Annotated in this window: 18 protein-coding genes; 12 read left to right on the top strand and 6 right to left on the bottom strand. The window is 67.2% G+C overall.

Features of this window, described 5'->3' with window-relative positions:
- The first annotated feature begins 4 nt into the window (after positions 1 to 4).
- From NM962_18195 to NM962_18170, 6 genes are read left to right on the top strand one after another with little or no spacing between them, the layout of a single operon-like run.
- On the top strand, positions 5 to 1996 hold the full coding sequence (locus NM962_18195; protein UVO11835.1) for a biotin/lipoyl-binding protein: 1992 nt from the start codon (positions 5 to 7) through the stop codon (positions 1994 to 1996).
- Positions 1993 to 3159: an acyl-CoA dehydrogenase gene (locus tag NM962_18190; protein UVO11834.1), complete on the top strand. Its 1167-nt coding sequence runs from the start codon at positions 1993 to 1995 to the stop codon at positions 3157 to 3159. Before NM962_18195 ends, NM962_18190 begins: the two co-directional genes overlap by 4 nt.
- 10 nt (positions 3160 to 3169) lie before the next feature.
- On the top strand, positions 3170 to 3958 hold the full coding sequence (locus tag NM962_18185; protein ID UVO11833.1) for an enoyl-CoA hydratase family protein: 789 nt from the start codon (positions 3170 to 3172) through the stop codon (positions 3956 to 3958).
- A 56-nt stretch (positions 3959 to 4014) separates the two neighbouring features.
- Positions 4015 to 4614 (top strand): DUF1707 domain-containing protein, encoded by a 600-nt coding sequence (locus NM962_18180; protein UVO11832.1) that lies wholly within the window; start codon positions 4015 to 4017, stop codon positions 4612 to 4614.
- 55 nt (positions 4615 to 4669) lie between these two features.
- Positions 4670 to 6130, top strand: a complete 1461-nt coding sequence (locus tag NM962_18175; protein UVO11831.1) for a biotin carboxylase — start codon at positions 4670 to 4672, stop codon at positions 6128 to 6130.
- Complete coding sequence (locus tag NM962_18170; GenBank protein ID UVO11830.1) at positions 6127 to 7311, top strand: beta-lactamase family protein; 1185 nt, start codon at positions 6127 to 6129, stop codon at positions 7309 to 7311. The genes NM962_18175 and NM962_18170 overlap by 4 nt, the downstream gene beginning before the upstream one ends.
- Before the next feature lie 181 nt (positions 7312 to 7492).
- Here the strand turns inward: NM962_18170 and NM962_18165 are convergent, their stop codons facing one another.
- On the bottom strand, positions 7493 to 8128 hold the full coding sequence (locus NM962_18165; GenBank protein UVO11829.1) for a TetR/AcrR family transcriptional regulator: 636 nt from the start codon (positions 8126 to 8128) through the stop codon (positions 7493 to 7495).
- 68 nt (positions 8129 to 8196) lie between these two features.
- Here NM962_18165 and NM962_18160 point away from each other — a divergent pair, with 68 nt between their 5' ends.
- The gene (locus NM962_18160; GenBank protein ID UVO11828.1) at positions 8197 to 9111 is read left to right on the top strand and encodes an oxygenase MpaB family protein; all 915 of its coding nucleotides are present in this window, start codon (positions 8197 to 8199) and stop codon (positions 9109 to 9111) included.
- 11 nt (positions 9112 to 9122) lie between these two features.
- Here NM962_18160 and NM962_18155 read toward each other — a convergent pair whose 3' ends face one another.
- The gene (locus NM962_18155; protein UVO11827.1) at positions 9123 to 9479 is read right to left on the bottom strand and encodes a hypothetical protein; all 357 of its coding nucleotides are present in this window, start codon (positions 9477 to 9479) and stop codon (positions 9123 to 9125) included.
- A gap of 186 nt (positions 9480 to 9665) precedes the next feature.
- Between NM962_18155 and NM962_18150 the strand changes: the two genes are divergently transcribed.
- The 5 genes from NM962_18150 (at position 9666) to NM962_18130 (ending at position 12796) form a co-directional block, all read left to right on the top strand.
- Complete coding sequence (locus tag NM962_18150; GenBank protein UVO11826.1) at positions 9666 to 9977, top strand: DUF2563 family protein; 312 nt, start codon at positions 9666 to 9668, stop codon at positions 9975 to 9977.
- Positions 9974 to 11338, top strand: a complete 1365-nt coding sequence (locus NM962_18145) for a hypothetical protein (GenBank protein UVO11825.1) — start codon at positions 9974 to 9976, stop codon at positions 11336 to 11338. Before NM962_18150 ends, NM962_18145 begins: the two co-directional genes overlap by 4 nt.
- 71 nt (positions 11339 to 11409) lie before the next feature.
- A complete protein-coding gene (locus NM962_18140) occupies positions 11410 to 11640 on the top strand; it encodes a hypothetical protein (GenBank protein ID UVO11824.1) in 231 nt (76 codons plus the stop codon).
- Positions 11641 to 11650: 10 nt separating this feature from the next.
- Positions 11651 to 12157: an LpqN/LpqT family lipoprotein gene (locus NM962_18135; protein ID UVO11823.1), complete on the top strand. Its 507-nt coding sequence runs from the start codon at positions 11651 to 11653 to the stop codon at positions 12155 to 12157.
- 21 nt (positions 12158 to 12178) lie between these two features.
- Positions 12179 to 12796: a class I SAM-dependent methyltransferase gene (locus tag NM962_18130; GenBank protein UVO11822.1), complete on the top strand. Its 618-nt coding sequence runs from the start codon at positions 12179 to 12181 to the stop codon at positions 12794 to 12796.
- On the opposite strand, the gene mnhG is transcribed toward NM962_18130, so the two are convergent.
- From mnhG to NM962_18110, 4 genes are read right to left on the bottom strand one after another with little or no spacing between them, the layout of a single operon-like run.
- A complete protein-coding gene (mnhG, locus tag NM962_18125; protein UVO11821.1) occupies positions 12781 to 13128 on the bottom strand; it encodes a monovalent cation/H(+) antiporter subunit G in 348 nt (115 codons plus the stop codon). The genes NM962_18130 and mnhG overlap by 16 nt on opposite strands.
- Positions 13125 to 13406, bottom strand: coding sequence for a monovalent cation/H+ antiporter complex subunit F (locus NM962_18120; GenBank protein UVO11820.1), 282 nt, complete (start codon positions 13404 to 13406; stop codon positions 13125 to 13127). Before NM962_18120 ends, mnhG begins: the two co-directional genes overlap by 4 nt.
- Positions 13403 to 13930, bottom strand: a complete 528-nt coding sequence (locus tag NM962_18115; GenBank protein UVO11819.1) for a Na+/H+ antiporter subunit E — start codon at positions 13928 to 13930, stop codon at positions 13403 to 13405. Before NM962_18115 ends, NM962_18120 begins: the two co-directional genes overlap by 4 nt.
- Positions 13927 to 15504: a Na+/H+ antiporter subunit D gene (locus NM962_18110; protein UVO14816.1), complete on the bottom strand. Its 1578-nt coding sequence runs from the start codon at positions 15502 to 15504 to the stop codon at positions 13927 to 13929. The genes NM962_18115 and NM962_18110 overlap by 4 nt, the downstream gene beginning before the upstream one ends.
- Position 15505: the final 1 nt, after the last annotated feature.

Below are 15505 nucleotides of genomic sequence, written 5' to 3'. Positions count from 1 at the left end.
GTCAATGATCAGCACTGTTCTGGTGGCCAACCGCGGCGAGATCGCCCGACGGGTCTTCGCCACCTGCCGTCGCCTGGGCCTGGGCACGGTCGCGGTCTACACCGATCCCGACGCAGGCATGCCGCACGTCGCCGAAGCCGACGCGAAAGTGCGCCTGCCGGAGACCAACAGCTACCTGGACGCCGAGGCGATCATCGCCGCGGCCCAGGCCTCCGGCGCCGACGCCATCCATCCCGGCTATGGATTCCTCTCCGAGAACGCCGACTTCGCCGCCGCCGTGCAGGCCGCCGGGCTGACGTGGATCGGCCCGCCGGTGGCCGCGGTGACCTCGATGGGTTCCAAGATCGAGTCGAAGAAGATGATGGCCGCCGCGGGCGTGCCGGTTCTCGAAGAACTCGACCCGGCGACCGTCACGGCCGCCCAACTGCCGGTGCTGGTGAAGGCCTCCGCCGGCGGTGGCGGCCGCGGCATGCGGGTGGTCAACGAATTGTCAGCCTTGGCAGGCGAAGTGGCGGCCGCCCAACGGGAAGCCGCGTCGGCGTTCGGAGACCCGACGGTGTTCTGCGAGCGCTATCTGCCGACCGGGCATCACATCGAGGTCCAGGTGATGGCCGATCAGCACGGCACGGTGTGGGCGGTCGGCGAACGGGAATGCTCAATTCAGCGCCGCCACCAGAAGGTCATCGAAGAGGCACCCTCGCCGTTGGTGGAACGCACCCCCGGGATGCGCGCCAAGCTGTTCGAAGCCGCCCGGCTGGCGGCCAGCGCGATCGGCTACACCGGCGCGGGAACCGTGGAGTTTTTGGCCGACTCCCGCGGCGAGTTCTACTTCCTGGAGATGAACACCCGGCTGCAGGTCGAGCACCCGGTCACCGAGGAGACCACCGGTGTCGACCTGGTCGAACTGCAGATCGCGGTGGCCGACGGGGCTCGTCTGGACGCCGAACCGCCGGCCGCACACGGGCATTCGATCGAGGTGCGCCTCTACGCCGAAGATCCGGCCCACGGGTGGCAGCCGCAGGCCGGGCCGGTGCACGCCCTCGACGTTCCGGGCGTAACGACTCAGTTCGAGACGCTGTCCCGGCGCACCGGCGTCCGGCTGGACTCCGGCATCGTCGGCGGGTCGACCGTTTCCATTTACTACGACCCGATGCTGGCCAAAGTGATCAGCTACGCGCCGACCCGCCGGCAGGCCGCGGCCGTGCTTGCAGGCGCGCTGGCGCGCACCTGGCTGCACGGGTTGCGCACCAACCGCGACCTGCTGGTCAACGTGCTGCGTCATCCGGCCTTCCTGGACGGCGCGACCGACACGGCGTTCTTCGACACCCACGGACTCGCGGAGCTGTCGGCGCCACTGGCCGACTCCGCCACAGTGCAGTCCAGTGCGATCGCGGCCGCTTTGGCTGACGCCGCACACAATCGGGCCACCGCGCAAGTGTTCAGCTCCATTCCCGGCGGTTGGCGCAACCTGGCCTCGGGTTTCCAGTCCAAGGGCTACCTCGACGACGCCGGTACCGAGCATCGGATCGAATACCGCTTCACCCGAACGGGATTGATTGTCAACGGCGGCGATGCCACCCTGCTTTCGTCGACTCCGGACGAGGTGGTGCTGGCCGATCCGGCCGGCGTCGCCCGTACGTTCACCGTGGCGCGGTACGGGTCGGACGTCTATATCGACTCCCCCGCCGGAGCCGTCCATCTGGTGGCGTTGCCCCGCTTCCCCGATCCGGAGTCGGCGGTCGCGCAGGGATCGCTGCTGGCGCCCATGCCGGGCAACGTGATCCGGCTGGGTGCGGCCGTCGGTGACCGGGTGAGCGCCGGCCAGCCACTGATCTGGCTGGAAGCCATGAAGATGGAACACACCATCAGCGCGCCGTCCGACGGCGTGCTCACTCAACTCGACGTCAAGCCGGGCGACCAAGTAGAGGTCGGCGCCGTGCTGGCCCGTGTCGAACAATCCGAAACAGCATCCGAAGCAGAAGGAGATTCCGAATGAGCGACACCAGCTTCATCGAAAGCGACGAACGGCGCGCACTGCGTGAGTCGGTCGCCGCGATGGCCCGCAACTACGGCCAGGACTACTACCTGGAGAAGGCCCGCGCCGGCGAGCACACCGACGAACTGTGGAACGAGGCAGGCAAGCTCGGCTTCATCGGCGTCAACCTGCCGGAGGAGTACGGCGGCGGCGGCGCCGGCATGTACGAGCTGTCGCTGGTCATGGAAGAGATGTCGGCGAACGGCTGCGCGCTGCTGATGATGGTCGTCTCGCCGGCCATCAACGGCACCATCATCTCCAAGTTCGGCACCGACGAGCAGAAGAAGCGGTGGATCCCCGGTATCGCCGACGGCTCGCTGACCATGGCCTTCGCCATCACCGAGCCCGACGCCGGATCGAACTCGCACAAGATCACCACCACCGCGCGCCGCGACGGGTCCGACTGGATCCTCAAGGGCCAGAAGACCTTCATCTCCGGCGTCGACCAGGCGCAGGCAGTGTTGGTGGTGGGTCGCAGCGAGGACGCCAAGACCGGCAACCTGCGGCCGGCGCTGTTCGTGGTGCCCACCGACACCCCCGGTTTGAGCTGGACGCCGATCGAGATGGAGCTGGTCAGCCCCGAGCGCCAGTTCCAGGTGTTCCTCGACGACGTCCGGCTGCCGGCCGACGCGCTGGTGGGCTCCGAGGATGCCGCCATCGCGCAGCTGTTCGCGGGCCTGAACCCGGAGCGCATCATGGGCGCGGCCAGCGCGGTCGGCATGGGCCGCTTCGCGATCGGCAAGGCCGTCGACTACGTCACCACCCGCCAGGTGTGGAAGACCCCGATCGGCGCGCACCAGGGCCTGTCGCATCCGCTGGCGGCCAACCACATCGAGATCCAGTTGGCCAAGCTGATGATGCAGAAGGCGGCGACGCTCTATGACGCCGGCGATGACTTCGGCGCCGCAGAGGCGGCCAACATGGCCAAGTACGCCGCCGGCGAGGCATCCACCCGGGCGGTCGACCAGGCGGTGCAGTCGCTCGGCGGCAACGGCCTGACCAAGGAGTACGGCATCGCCGCGGCGGTCACCTCGTCCCGGCTGGCGCGGATCGCACCGGTGAGCCGGGAGATGATCCTCAACTTCGTCGCGCAGACCTCGCTGGGCCTGCCTCGAAGCTACTGAGGTCGTACTGATGGACACGCTGGTCTCCTACGCCGGGCCGGAAGACACCGGCGACGGCTCGGCCCGGCTGACCCTGGACTCCCCGCACAACCGCAACGCGCTGTCGTCGAAGTTGGTCGCCCAGCTGCACGCCGGTCTGCGCGACGCGGCGGCCGACCCGAACGTGCGGGTGGTGGTGCTCGGGCACACCGGCGGCACGTTCTGTGCCGGCGCGGACCTCAGCGAGGCCACCGGCGGCCCAGACGCCAGTCCTGGAGACCTGGCCGCCGATCGAGCCCGTGAAATGGCAGCCCTGCTGCGGGCGATCGTCGAGTCACCGCGGCCGGTGATCGCGGCGGTGAACGGCCACGTGCGAGCCGGCGGCATGGGGCTGGTCGGCGCCTGCGACCTCGCGGTCGCCGGGCCGGCCAGCACCTTCGCCCTGACCGAGGCCCGGATCGGGGTGGCTCCGTCGATCATCTCGCTGACACTGCTGCCGAAGCTGTCGCCCAGGGCCGCGGCCCGCTACTTCCTGACCGGGGAGAAGTTCGGTGCAGCCGAAGCCGCGGCAATCGGGCTGATCACCCTGGCGGCCGAGGATGTCCAAACCTCCGTGGCGGACCTGGTGGCCAACCTGCGCCTAGGGTCCCCGCAGGGGCTGGCGGCTTCCAAGGCCCTGACCACCGCGGCGGTGCTGGCCGGGTTCGACCGGGACGCCGAGCCGCTCAGTGTCGCGTCGGCACGGATGTTCGTGTCCGACGAGGCACGGGAAGGGATGCTGGCTTTCCTGCAGAAGCGCCCGCCCAGCTGGGCAGAGTAAGTACTTTGGGCAACCCAGCTTGCGGCAAACGCGGTTAGTCGTAGGCTACGTATCCGATGAGGAACTCAACCCGGCGTGGCGTCGACTCCAACGGCACCGAGTCGCGCGCCGCTGACACCGACCGGATCCAGCTGGCGCAGGTGCTCGGCGACGCCGTCGCGCAGGGACAGTTGCCGATGAGCGAGTACGAGGCCCGGCTCGCCAAGGCCTACGCGGCGCAGACCTACGACGAGCTCGACGGCCTGCGTGCCGACCTGCCGGGCTCCTCGGTGTGCCCGCACCGCGGTGGTGACTGCAAACCGGCCCCCTCCACGTTGCTGCTGGCGATCATGAGTTCCTTCGAGCGGCGCGGGCGGTGGAACGTGCCCAAGCGGCTGACCACCTTCTCGCTATGGGGCGGCGGCGTCATCGATCTGCGCTACGCGGACTTCACCTCGCCGGACGTCGAGATCAACGCCTACTCCATCATGGGCGGGCAGACCATCCTGCTGCCGCCGGAGGTCAACGTCGACATCCACGGTTACGGCGTGATGGGCGGCTTCGACCAGCACGTCGAGGGCGCCGGTACCCCCGGTGCGCCGACGGTCAAGGTGCGCGGTTTCTCGCTGTGGGGCGGGGTCGGCATCCGGCGCAAGAGCCGCAAACGTCGCGGCTGACACCGGGCCGCGTCGGCCTCGACACGTGCGCTAGAGCAGGCGCACACTTTTGGGCATGGAAGCTCAGCGCCGCTGCCTGAACGGCATCTCCGACGTACGCGCGTTCTTTCACACCAACACCACGCCGCTGTATTTCATCTCGCCGACCCCCTTCAACCTGCTGGGCATCGACCGTTGGATCCGAAACTTCTTCTACCTGACCTACTTCGACTCCTTCGAGGGCACGCATTCGCGGGTGTTCGTACCCCGGCGGCGTGACCGCATCGACTTCGACTCCATGGGGGACGTCTGCAACCACCTCTTGTCCGATCCCGAGACACTCGAGTTCATCGCGGGCCGGGGCCCCGGTGGCAAAGCCTGCTTCGTGATGATGGAAGAAGAAACGCAAACGCTCGCGCGGCAGGCCGGTCTGGAGGTCATGCACCCCTCGGTGGCGGTGCGCAATCGACTGGGCTCGAAGACCATCATGACGCGCCTGGCCGACGCGGCGGGCGTGCCGAGTGTGCCGCACGTGATGGGTCGAGCTGGCTCCTACGAAGAACTGCTGACGCTTGCGCGGGACGCCGGATTGGGGGATGACCTCGTCATCTCCATCCCGTATGGCAACGCGGGTAGCGGAACGTTCTTTGTGCGCGGTCAGGCCGACTGGGACCAGCACGCCGATGAGCTGACCGCGGAGCAGGAATTCAAAGTCATGAAGCGGATCCGCAATGTCGAGGTGTGCATCGAAGGTGCGGTGACGCGCCACGGCACCGTAATCGGCCCCGCGATGACCAGTCTCGTCGGTTATTCAGAGCTGACGCCGAATCCCGGCGCCTGGTGCGGCAACGACATCTGGCGCGAAGTGCTTCCACCAGAGCAGACGCACGCCGCGCGAGAAATGGTGCGAAAGCTGGGCGTCATCCTGAGCCGGGAGGGCTATCGCGGCTATTTCGAGGTGGACCTGCTGCACGACTTGGACTCCGACGAGCTCTACCTCGGCGAGGTCAACCCGCGCCTGTCCGGCGCCAGCCCGATGACGAACCTGACCACCGAGGCCTACGCCGACATGCCGCTGTTCCTCTTCCATCTGCTCGAGTACATGGACGTGGAGTATGAGCTCGACGTCGACGAGATCAACGCGCGCTGGGAGCGCGGCTATGGCGAGGACGAGGTCTGGGGTCAGGTGATCATCAACGAGACCTCGCCGGATGTCGAGCTTTTCACCGCGACGCCGCGCACCGGGGTGTGGCGCATCGACGACGACGGTCGGGTGTCCTTTGCGCGGTCCGCCAACGACTGGGCCACCTTGCTCGACGGGTCCGAGGCGTTCTACATGCGCGTCGCGGCGCCCGGCGACTTGCGATCCGAAGGCGCCCAACTCGGCGTACTCGTCACCCGCGGACACCTGCAGACCACCGATTATCGACTGACCGAACGCTGCCAGCGCTGGGTCAAGGGCATGCGGGCGAAATTTGTCTCAACGCCCCTGACACCAGCCACGCCGATCGTCTCCCGGCTCGTCGCGCGAGCGTGAGCGACGTCGCGCCCGGTCACCGCCCGGCCGGGATCTCCCTGGACAACTGGCTGGCCGACCCGTATTCGCAGTGGTCGTTTCAGCACGTCGAAGACTTCGTGGCGACCGCGGTGATCGCGCGTGGGACCGGCCCCGTCGCGGCGTTGCCCGCCACCGGCGCCGAGCTGGCCGCGGTCCCGGTGACCACCACCGAGGGGGCCGTCACCACCGTCGGCACCATCATGGACGCCACCGCAACCGATGGGTGGGCCGTTGCCCACCGCGGCGCGCTGGTGGCCGAGGAGTACGTCGGCGCACTGGGCTCGCACACCCGGCATTTGCTGTTCTCGGTGAGCAAGTCGATGGTGGCTGCCGTCGTCGGCGCGCTGCACGGGGCTGGGGTGATCGCCCTCGACGCTCCGGTCACCACATACGTGCCTGCCCTGGCCGACTGCGGCTACGCCGGCGCGACGGTACGGCACCTACTGGATATGCGGTCGGGTATCGCCTTCTCGGACAATTACCTGCACCCGACCGCGGAGATCCACGCCCTCGACGCGGCAGTCGGGTGGGCGCCCCGAGACAGCGAAAAGGGGCCGGCCACCCTGCGCGACTTCCTGCTGACGTTGCGGCAGAAGTCGGCGCACGGCGGCCCGTTCGAATACCGCTCGTGCGAAACCGACGTGCTGGGCTGGATCTGCGAGGTCGCCGCCGGACAGCGGATGCCCCAACTGATGTCGGAACTGCTGTGGAGCCGCATCGGTGCGCAATGTGACGCCACCATTGGCGTGGACCCGGGCGGCACTGGATTCTTCGACGGCGGAATCAGTGCCTGCCTTACCGACCTGATCCGATTCGGGTCGCTGTTCTCACGCGACGGCGTCTCGCTGACCGGCCGGCAGGTGGTGCCGGCGGCGTGGATCGCCGACACCCTCGACGGCGGTCCCGACTCGCGCCAGGCGTTCGCCGCCAGCCCGGACGACACCGGAATGCCCGGCGGGATGTACCGCAACCAGGTGTGGTTCCCCTACCCGGGCAACAGCGTGGTGTTGTGCCAAGGCATGTGCGGCCAGCTGATCTACGTCGATCGGGCCGTGGGGCTGGTTGGCGCCAAGGTGTCCACCCAGTCCTATGGTGCCGACTCGCAGATGCTGTCCGACACCCTGCGCGCTTTCGATGCGATGGCGCGGGAACTGGCCTAGCGGTGGTCGCAAGCGCGGCGAAGCCGGGCGCAGCGGGCCAGCGCCATGGATCTAGCGGTGGTCGCAAGCGCGGCGAAGCCGGGCGCAGCGGGCCAGCGCCATGGATCTAGCGGTGGTCGCAAGCGCGGCGAAGCCGGGCGCAGCGGGCCAGCGCCATCGGCCTAGCGGTGACCGCAGCGGCCTAGCCCCGGAACAGCGCCGGATCGTCGAGTTGGCCCAGCAGCGCGGTCAACTGGTCCACCAGTTGGTCCGGCGCCAGCCTGACGTCCCCGGCCAGCCAGGCGCTGATGGTCTGAGCCACCCCGCCGACCACGAAATGCGCGACCGCCTTGATGCGGTCGTTGCCGGGCACCCGCAAGACGTTCTGCACGTGGCGGCCGGACAACATCGCGAACAGTGCACTGGATTCTGCGCGCTTGCGCACCAGCAGCGCGTTGGTCAGTTGCGTGCTGAACAGCATCCGGCCGACACGGGCGTCCCCGGCGATGGCAGACACGAGGTGGGCCATGCCGACCCGGGTCTGTTCGGCGTAGGGCACCGCGGCCACCGCGGCCTGGGTGCTGGTCGCCAGGTCACCGACCACCCGATCGAACACCGCGGCCACGAACTCGTCCTTGTCGGCGAAACTCTCGTAGAAATACCGTGATGCCACACCGGCTCGGTGGCAGATCCCTCGCACGGTCAGCTCGACCAACTCGCGGGCGCCCAGCACGTCGAGACCGGCAGCTAGCAGGCGTTCCCGGCGCTCGGCCAGCCGGTCGGCTGCTTGCACACCTCGGTAGGGACGCTCGGGAACGGCGGAGACCACGTCCACCATCTTGACACCGGGCTCTCAGCTAGGCAATATCAGGAAACCAACGTTCTCACAATCAGCGAGGTGTGGCAATGACAATCAGCGAGCCGGTTCCCCTGGTGGAGCGTTCGGTGAACGACTCGCTCGGTGCGCACCCCGCCCCACGTCGACGTTCCTGGCTGCCGCAAGTCAGCTGCGACGACAACATGATGATGGGCGTGGCGTTGTTGGCTGGCCCCGCCAACGTGATCATGCAACTGGCGCGGCCCGGGGTGGGCTACGGCGTGATGGAGAGCAAAGTCGAAAGCGGCCGGGTGGATCTGCATCCGATCAAGCGAGCTCGCACCACGTTCACCTATCTGGTGGTTTCCACCCAAGGCAACGACGCACAGAAGGCCGCCTTCCGCGAAGCAGTGAATAGTGCGCACCGCCAGGTTCGCTCAACCGCCGACAGCCCGGTGAAGTACAACGCATTCGACCGTGACCTGCAGCTGTGGGTGGGAGCCTGCCTCTACAAGGGCAACGTCGACATCCACCGCATCTTCCTCGGTGAGATGGACGACGAGCATGCCGACCGGCATTACCGCAACGAGGGCAAGGCGATGGCCACCATGCTGCAGGTGCCCGAGGACATGTGGCCCGCCGACCGGGCCGCCTTTGACCAGTACTGGCAGGAGCAGCTGGACAAGGTCCATATCGACGACGCCGTTCGCGAGTACCTGAAGCCGATCGCGGCGAGCCGGCTGCGCGGCCTGACCCTGCCCGGCCCGTTGCAGCGGGCAAACGAACGGCTCGCACTGCTGATTACCACCGGTTTCCTGCCGCAGCGCTTCCGCGACGAGATGCAGCTGCCGTGGGACGCCGAGCAGCAACGCCGGTTCGACCGGTTGATGGGCGTTCTTCGGGGGATCAACAACCTGCTACCGCAGTTCTTGCGCGGCTTCCCGTTCAACCTGATCCTGTGGGACCTCGACCGTCGTATCCGCGCCGGTCGCCCGCTGGTGTGACCGGGCCGCCGTCAGGCGTTCTTGGTCAACACCCACCAGATGGTGGTTGACGAGCCGGCCAGTTTCCCGGACAGGGTCTTCTGATCGAAGGAATGGGTCAGCTTCCCGTCATTGATTGTCCATACCCACCTGTTGCCCTCAAGGTGGGCATCCTTGTCCCAGCCGATGGCGGTGTCTCGAACGTTGAGACAGCCCGGGCCGCACGGGGACAAGAACCAGGTGTAGGCCGACCCGGCCCGAACGATTCCGGCGCCGTCGGTGATGGTCATGGTGTAGGAACCCGACAGCGGTCCCGGCCCGCTCGGGCTGAACACCTCGACGGCGGTGCCGACCAGGGCCGCCGCAACGACAACACCTTTCAGGCCCACGGCTGGCTCTCCTTCCCTCCCGGCCTTCCTCCCGGAGACCCGCTAGGCCGAATCTAAGATTCGCCGCCGCGATGGCGAAACAGGGTTTTCCCTTGCTTCTTGCCGGATCTGCCGCGGGCGAATTGACGGTTCAGCCCCCGTCGGTAGGCTTTTATCTCGATACAGGCGGACGGAAGGTGACTGGCGATGCACGTCAACCCCCATGCGTTGCGCACCGGAGCAAACGTGTCCGACGACGCCGGCGGGCACGCCAACGCCGGTGCTCAGCGCCTCGAGGTAGCAGGCGTGACCGCCAAGATGTTCGGCGATTTCGACGATGCACACGGTTTCCACGCCGCGCTGGGCAGCGCCAAGGACGGTCATCGCGACGCCCTGCAGGGCCACCACCAGAACCTCACCGGCATCGCCGAGAACGTCCGCACCGCCGCAGCCGGTTTCACCCAGATGGACAACCACAACGCCAAACTGTTGCGGGATGTCGCCGGCCCCCAACAGTGAGTCGTCCCACCCTGCAGCACCTGAACGTCGACGACCTCGTCGCGCAGGCCGGCGGTGATCCGTGGGCGATCGACGACAGTCTGCAGGCGGGCAGCCCCACCCAGATCAACTTCTTGGCCCAGGCCTTCCACTCCGCCGCCGGCTCGGCCACCTCCGCCGAAGAGTCCTTCCGCACCGCCCAAGAACACTTCACCCAGTACAACCGCGAAAACGGCGAGCAACCCATTAACAACGGCGCCGAAGTTCAGCGCGTCAAAGACGGCCTGCACGCCACCAAGGAGCAGCTCGGCCAGATCGCCGCTGACCTGGAGACCATCGCCGCCGCCCTGGCTCAAGCCCGCGGAACCTCGCGAGGCAACATCACGTCACTCAACGAGAACCTGCAGACCGCCGACGTTCTGATCGGCCACTACCTCGACCTGGAGAGCCAGGGCCTCAATCGCGACGCCGATATCGAGAATGTGCGTCAGGCAGCCAAGGCCGACACCTTGACGGCCCTGCACAACGAGACGTTTTTCCGCAACGACTACTCCAAGACACTGAAGCAGGCCCTGGCCAACCTGCGCGTCAAGGACGGTTACGACCCAGACGTCGCGGTACGCAAGTTCGACGCCGAGGGCGAGCCGGCGGCCCCGCACGGCGTTCCGGGCACCGCCAGCCCGACGAACGGCACACCCAACGGCCAAGCCGACGGTGGCGCCGGGCAGACACCGCCAACAGGCGGCACCCCAACGGGAGCCGACGGTGGCGCCGGGGCCAACCCTCCGTGGGTGCCACCGGGCACTCCGGTGATGACCCGGCCCCAGGGCCCGCCCCCTGTCCCGTCCAAACCGACGGAGATCAACGGCAAATGGGGCAATGTCGGCGACGGCCTAGCCGCGTCTGGTGGCCAAGCCAATGCTCCGTGGGTCCGACCGGATCTGCCAGCATTCACTCCGGGCGGATCACCGAACCCCGCCATTCCCGGCGGCGGCGTCCCAATGTCGCAGGCTATGGAGAGTGTCGAGAGGTTCGGCAAACGCCTGGGTTTAGTGGGGAACTTCGTCACCGGCGTGAACGGCGTCATGGAGATCCAAAACGATCTGAACAACGGGGCCTCCTTGAGCACCGCCCTGGTGGATGTCGTCCCCAAAACCGCGGGTGATATCACCGGAGGCTTGGTGGGCGCCGGACTGGGGGCCGAGACCGGCGCAGAAGTCGGCGCCGTGGTCGGCACCTTCTTCGGCCCTGGGCCGGGCACCGCCATTGGCGCGGTCCTCGGTGCCGGCACCGGTGCGGTGGTCGGCGGCCTCGTCGGCAGCGAGTTCGGCAAGGATGTGGGCGAGGGAATTTCGAATGTTTGGCACGGCCTGTTCGGCTGAGCTGGGCACACCGGTAAGGGAGATCGATCATCACTAGCGCAAACGGCATCGTCGGCGCGGCCCTGCTCGTGATGCTGCTCATTGCGGTCCCGGTGGACCCCCGCAAGGACGCGATGTCGAAGTGGCTCTTTTGGCTTGTCGGACCGATGGTGTCCGCCACATTGTTTGCGATTGCGTTCTACAGCTCGATGAAGAACCCCGAGCCGACGGACCTGATCGGTGTGGTCGCCGCCGGGGCGATCTTTTCCTACCTCAGCTTCGGCGGTGCCTACCTCCGCAAGCTCTGGCGACCCGGGCGATAAGGAGTTGGCAGTGCAAAATTCTGGTCGCCCGCCCGCCGAGGAATCGATCACGTTGGCTCCCCGCGACGTCGACGAGCCGACGGTCACCCTCCCCCTTCCCCCGGGTTGGGAGTTCCTGCCCAGCAACGAGTCGCCGCCGGTGCGCGGCGTGCTCTACAACCAGGAACTGCGACGGCACGGTTTCACCCCCAACGCCGTGGTGACGCTGGAAGACCTCACCGGCCAGGTCGGATTGCCGGCGCAGGCCTTGGCCAAGGAACGCGCCGCGGTGACCACCGTCATCGGTGAGCTCGATACCGATGTCGCCGGAACGGTGTCGGGCTTTCCGAGTAGAACGATCACCTACAACCTGCAGGGCCGACCCGCGACCGGCCTGCTCATCGCCGTGCAGAACACAGCAGCCCGGATCTGGGCGATCACGGTCACCCTGCAAACCACCGACGCCGACAACCCCCACTACATCGCCGCCAAACAGGCACTTCTGGATTCGTTGGAAGTCCGCCTGCCCACCCCGTGACGCCCCTGGGAGAATGCACTCATGGTCGAGCAGAGCCTCTGGATGCAGAAAGTTGCCGCCGATCCCGGGCATTCGCAGTGGTATATCGAACGCTTCCGCGAGATGGCCCGCGCCGGTAACGATCTGGCCGGCGAAGCCCGCCTGATCGACGCGATGGCTTCCCGTGGCGCCCGCATCCTCGACGCCGGCTGCGGACCCGGGCGGGTCGCCGGCGTCCTGGCCAAGTGCGGTCATGATGTGGTCGGTGTCGACGTTGACCCGGAGCTGATCGAGGCCGCCGAGCAGGACTATCCCGGACCGCGCTATCTCGTGGGCGACCTCGCCGAGCTCGACCTGCCCGTCCGCGGCATCTCCGAACCGTTCGACCTCATCGTGTCCGCGGGCAACGTCATGGCATTTGTGGCCCCGAGCACGCGCGCGGAGATCCTGCGCCGGTTGCGCGCCCACTGCGCCGACGACGGTCGGACCGTGATCGGCTTCGGCGCCAACCGGGACTACGACTTCGATCAGTTCCTGCGCGACGCGTCGACTGCCGGTTTCGCGACCGATCTCCTGCTGGCCACCTGGGACCTGCGACCCTTCACCGCGGACTCCGATTTCCTGGTCGCGGTGCTACGCCCCGCTCACAGCGGCAGCTGATCGTCCTCGGTCAGCTCGCCGAGCTGGTCAACGCTCAGCACCTCGGTCATATCCTGCTCCTGGTAGGCCAGCCGACCCACTCGGTGTGCGACCACCGGCGCGGTGATCAGGGTGAACAGGATGCTCACGGTCACCATTCCCGCATCGTGGCTGCCGCGTAGTCGGATCAACGCACCGAACAACACCAGCAACAGGCCCAACACCTGCGGTTTGGTGGCCGAGTGCATCCGGGCCAAGGTGTCGGGGAACCGCACCACACCGATGGCCGCCGTCAGCGCGAGCACCGAACCGGCGAGCACCAGCACCCCGGAGAGCACGTCGAGCAGGATCACGGTTGCCTCCCCAGATCGGGTGCGTCGTCGGGCACCCGGAAGCGTGCCACGCTCACCGACCCGATGAAGCCGACCAGCGCCAGTGCCGCAAGGCTGTAGGTCACGGTGGTGTCCCGGCTGACCGCAGCCCAGATACCGATACCGCACATGGTCATCGCAGCCAGCGTGTCCAGCGCCACCAGCCGGTCCAAGGTGCTGGGTCCGGCCAGCAGCCGATACATGGTGATGACGGCGGCGAAGCCCAACAGCACACCCGCCGTTCCCCAGATCACGTTCATGCGTCTACTCCCGTCGGCAGCCACTCGTCGTCACGCTCGAACGCGGCGATCAACAGTCGCTCCACCTGCGCGACCTGCTGAAAGAAACGTTCGACCGCTGGCGCAGACCCGACATCGATCACATGGCAATACAGAATCCGGCGCACCTGATCGATCTCCAGCACCATCGATCCGGGAATCAACGTGGTGATGTTGGCGGCCAGCACCAAAACCAGGTCGGATTTGATGGTCAGCGGCACCCGTAGCACCCCGGTGAGCGGCGGCGGTCCGGGTCGGACCGCCAGCCACATCAACTGAATGCTGGACTCCATCAGGTACCAGGTGAACAGCCCCAACAGCTTCACCAGCGGCACCAGATGCACCCGGCCCTGCACCGGCACGGGCGGCATCGGCAGCAAGACCATGATCACGATCGCGACCACGATCCCCGTGAGGATGTTGGGGATCGTGAAGCGGCCCCACAACAGCACCCACACGGTGGCCAGCGCCGACACCGCGAAGATCCTCAGCGCGAGGGCCCTCATGGTGTACCCACCGACAGCACAGTCGAGATGTATTCGCCCCGGTCCAGAACCTCGGCCGCCGCCCGCTCGGTGTAGGCGAAAATCGGGCCGGCCAGGACGCTCAGCGACAGGCCCAGGGCGATCAGCGCGAGCGTCGGGACCACCATCCACGTCGGCATCTTTCCGACGTCATCACGGTCGTTGTAGGCAATGTCGCCGACGTCGTCAAGCAGCACCGGCGGAGCGGCAAGCACCAGCTCTCCCTCGGGGGCGTCGACGCGGCGGCGCCAAAACGCCATGGTCCACACCCGTGCCAGCACATACAGGGTCAGCAGACTCGTCACCACCGCGCCGCCCACCAGGCACCAGGCCAGCACCGACCCGTCACCCACACCGGCCTGCAGCACGGCGGTCTTGCCGATGAAGCCCGAAAACGGCGGTATACCACCGAGATTGAACGCCGGAATCAGGAACACAAAGGCCAACAACGGATTAGCGATCAGACCGCCCAGTCGGTGCAGCGACGAGGCGCCGCCTTGGCGTTCGATCAGTCCGGCCGCCAGGAACAGCGTGGTCATCACGATGATGTGGTGCATCACGTAGAAGATCGCGCCGGACATGCCCAGCTGGCTCGACAATGCGACCCCGAACATCATGAAGCCGATGTGGCTGACCAGCGTGAAGGACAACACCCGCTTGATGTCACTTTGCGCGATGGCACCGAAGATCCCGATCAACATGGTCAACAGCGCCGCGACCAGCAGCACCGAGTCCAGGCCGCCGTCGGGGAACAGCAGGGAGTGCGCCCGGATGATCGCGTACACACCGACTTTGGTCAGAATCCCGGCGAACACCGCGGTGATCGGGGCGGGCGCGGTGGGATAGGCGTCGGGAAGCCATGCCGACAGTGGGAACACCGCGGCCTTGATGCCGAACGCCACCAACAACACCGCGAACACCGCGCTTCGGGTGCCGCCCGGCAGGGCGCCGGTCCGCGTCGCCAGCTCGGCGAGGTTCAGCGTTCCGGTGGAGGCATAAACCAGGGCGATGCCGAACAGAAAGACCAACGACGAGGCCATCGAGACCATCACGTAGCCGATACCGGCGCGAATGCGTTCGGCACTGGCACCGATGGTCAGCAGCACGAAGCTCGCCGACAGCAGCATCTCGAATCCGACGAACAGGTTGAACAGGTCGCCGGCCAGAAACGCCAGGGAGACGCCGGTGGCCAGGGTCAGATAGGTGGGCAGGAAGATCGATACCGGCTGGCGGTCGTCACCGTCGCGCACGCCTTGCCCGATGGCGTAGACCATGACCGCCAGCAGCACGACCGCCGACACCACCAACATCAGCGCCGACAACCGATCGACAACCATGCTGATGCCGAGCGGCCCCATCTTCTGCTCGGTTGGCCCCCACCCTCCGACATGCAGTACCAGCGTGCCGTTGCGGTCGGTCAGATACAGCAGGGCCGCGCTGACCGCGGCCACCGCGCACAGCACACCGATGGTGATTGGCCGCTGTAGCCGGGGACGGCGGCCGACGATCAGCGTCAGCGCCGCGCCCAGCGTGGGCAGCAGCACCGGCAGCGGCATC

The organism is Mycobacterium sp. SVM_VP21, assembly GCA_024758765.1.
Taxonomy (GTDB): domain Bacteria; phylum Actinomycetota; class Actinomycetes; order Mycobacteriales; family Mycobacteriaceae; genus Mycobacterium; species Mycobacterium heraklionense_C.
The sequence above is the reverse complement of the archived record's forward strand: the minus strand, read 5'-3'. Positions and strand labels throughout refer to the sequence as shown.

Bases quoted from the DNA above. Each gene is read 5' to 3' on its own strand.
- NM962_18195 (UVO11835.1), top strand. From the start codon at position 5: ATGATCAGCACTGTTCTGGTGGCCAACCGCGGCGAGATCGCCCGACGG.
- NM962_18190 (UVO11834.1), top strand. From the start codon at position 1,993: ATGAGCGACACCAGCTTCATCGAAAGCGACGAACGGCGCGCACTGCGT.
- NM962_18185 (UVO11833.1), top strand. From the start codon at position 3,170: ATGGACACGCTGGTCTCCTACGCCGGGCCGGAAGACACCGGCGACGGC.
- NM962_18180 (UVO11832.1), top strand. From the start codon at position 4,015: ATGAGGAACTCAACCCGGCGTGGCGTCGACTCCAACGGCACCGAGTCG.
- NM962_18175 (UVO11831.1), top strand. From the start codon at position 4,670: ATGGAAGCTCAGCGCCGCTGCCTGAACGGCATCTCCGACGTACGCGCG.
- NM962_18165 (UVO11829.1), bottom strand. From the start codon at position 8,128: ATGGTGGACGTGGTCTCCGCCGTTCCCGAGCGTCCCTACCGAGGTGTG.
- NM962_18160 (UVO11828.1), top strand. From the start codon at position 8,197: ATGACAATCAGCGAGCCGGTTCCCCTGGTGGAGCGTTCGGTGAACGAC.
- NM962_18150 (UVO11826.1), top strand. From the start codon at position 9,666: ATGCACGTCAACCCCCATGCGTTGCGCACCGGAGCAAACGTGTCCGAC.
- NM962_18140 (UVO11824.1), top strand. From the start codon at position 11,410: ATGCTGCTCATTGCGGTCCCGGTGGACCCCCGCAAGGACGCGATGTCG.
- NM962_18130 (UVO11822.1), top strand. From the start codon at position 12,179: ATGGTCGAGCAGAGCCTCTGGATGCAGAAAGTTGCCGCCGATCCCGGG.
- NM962_18120 (UVO11820.1), bottom strand. From the start codon at position 13,406: ATGAACGTGATCTGGGGAACGGCGGGTGTGCTGTTGGGCTTCGCCGCC.
- NM962_18115 (UVO11819.1), bottom strand. From the start codon at position 13,930: ATGAGGGCCCTCGCGCTGAGGATCTTCGCGGTGTCGGCGCTGGCCACC.
- NM962_18110 (UVO14816.1), bottom strand. From the start codon at position 15,504: ATGCCGCTGCCGGTGCTGCTGCCCACGCTGGGCGCGGCGCTGACGCTG.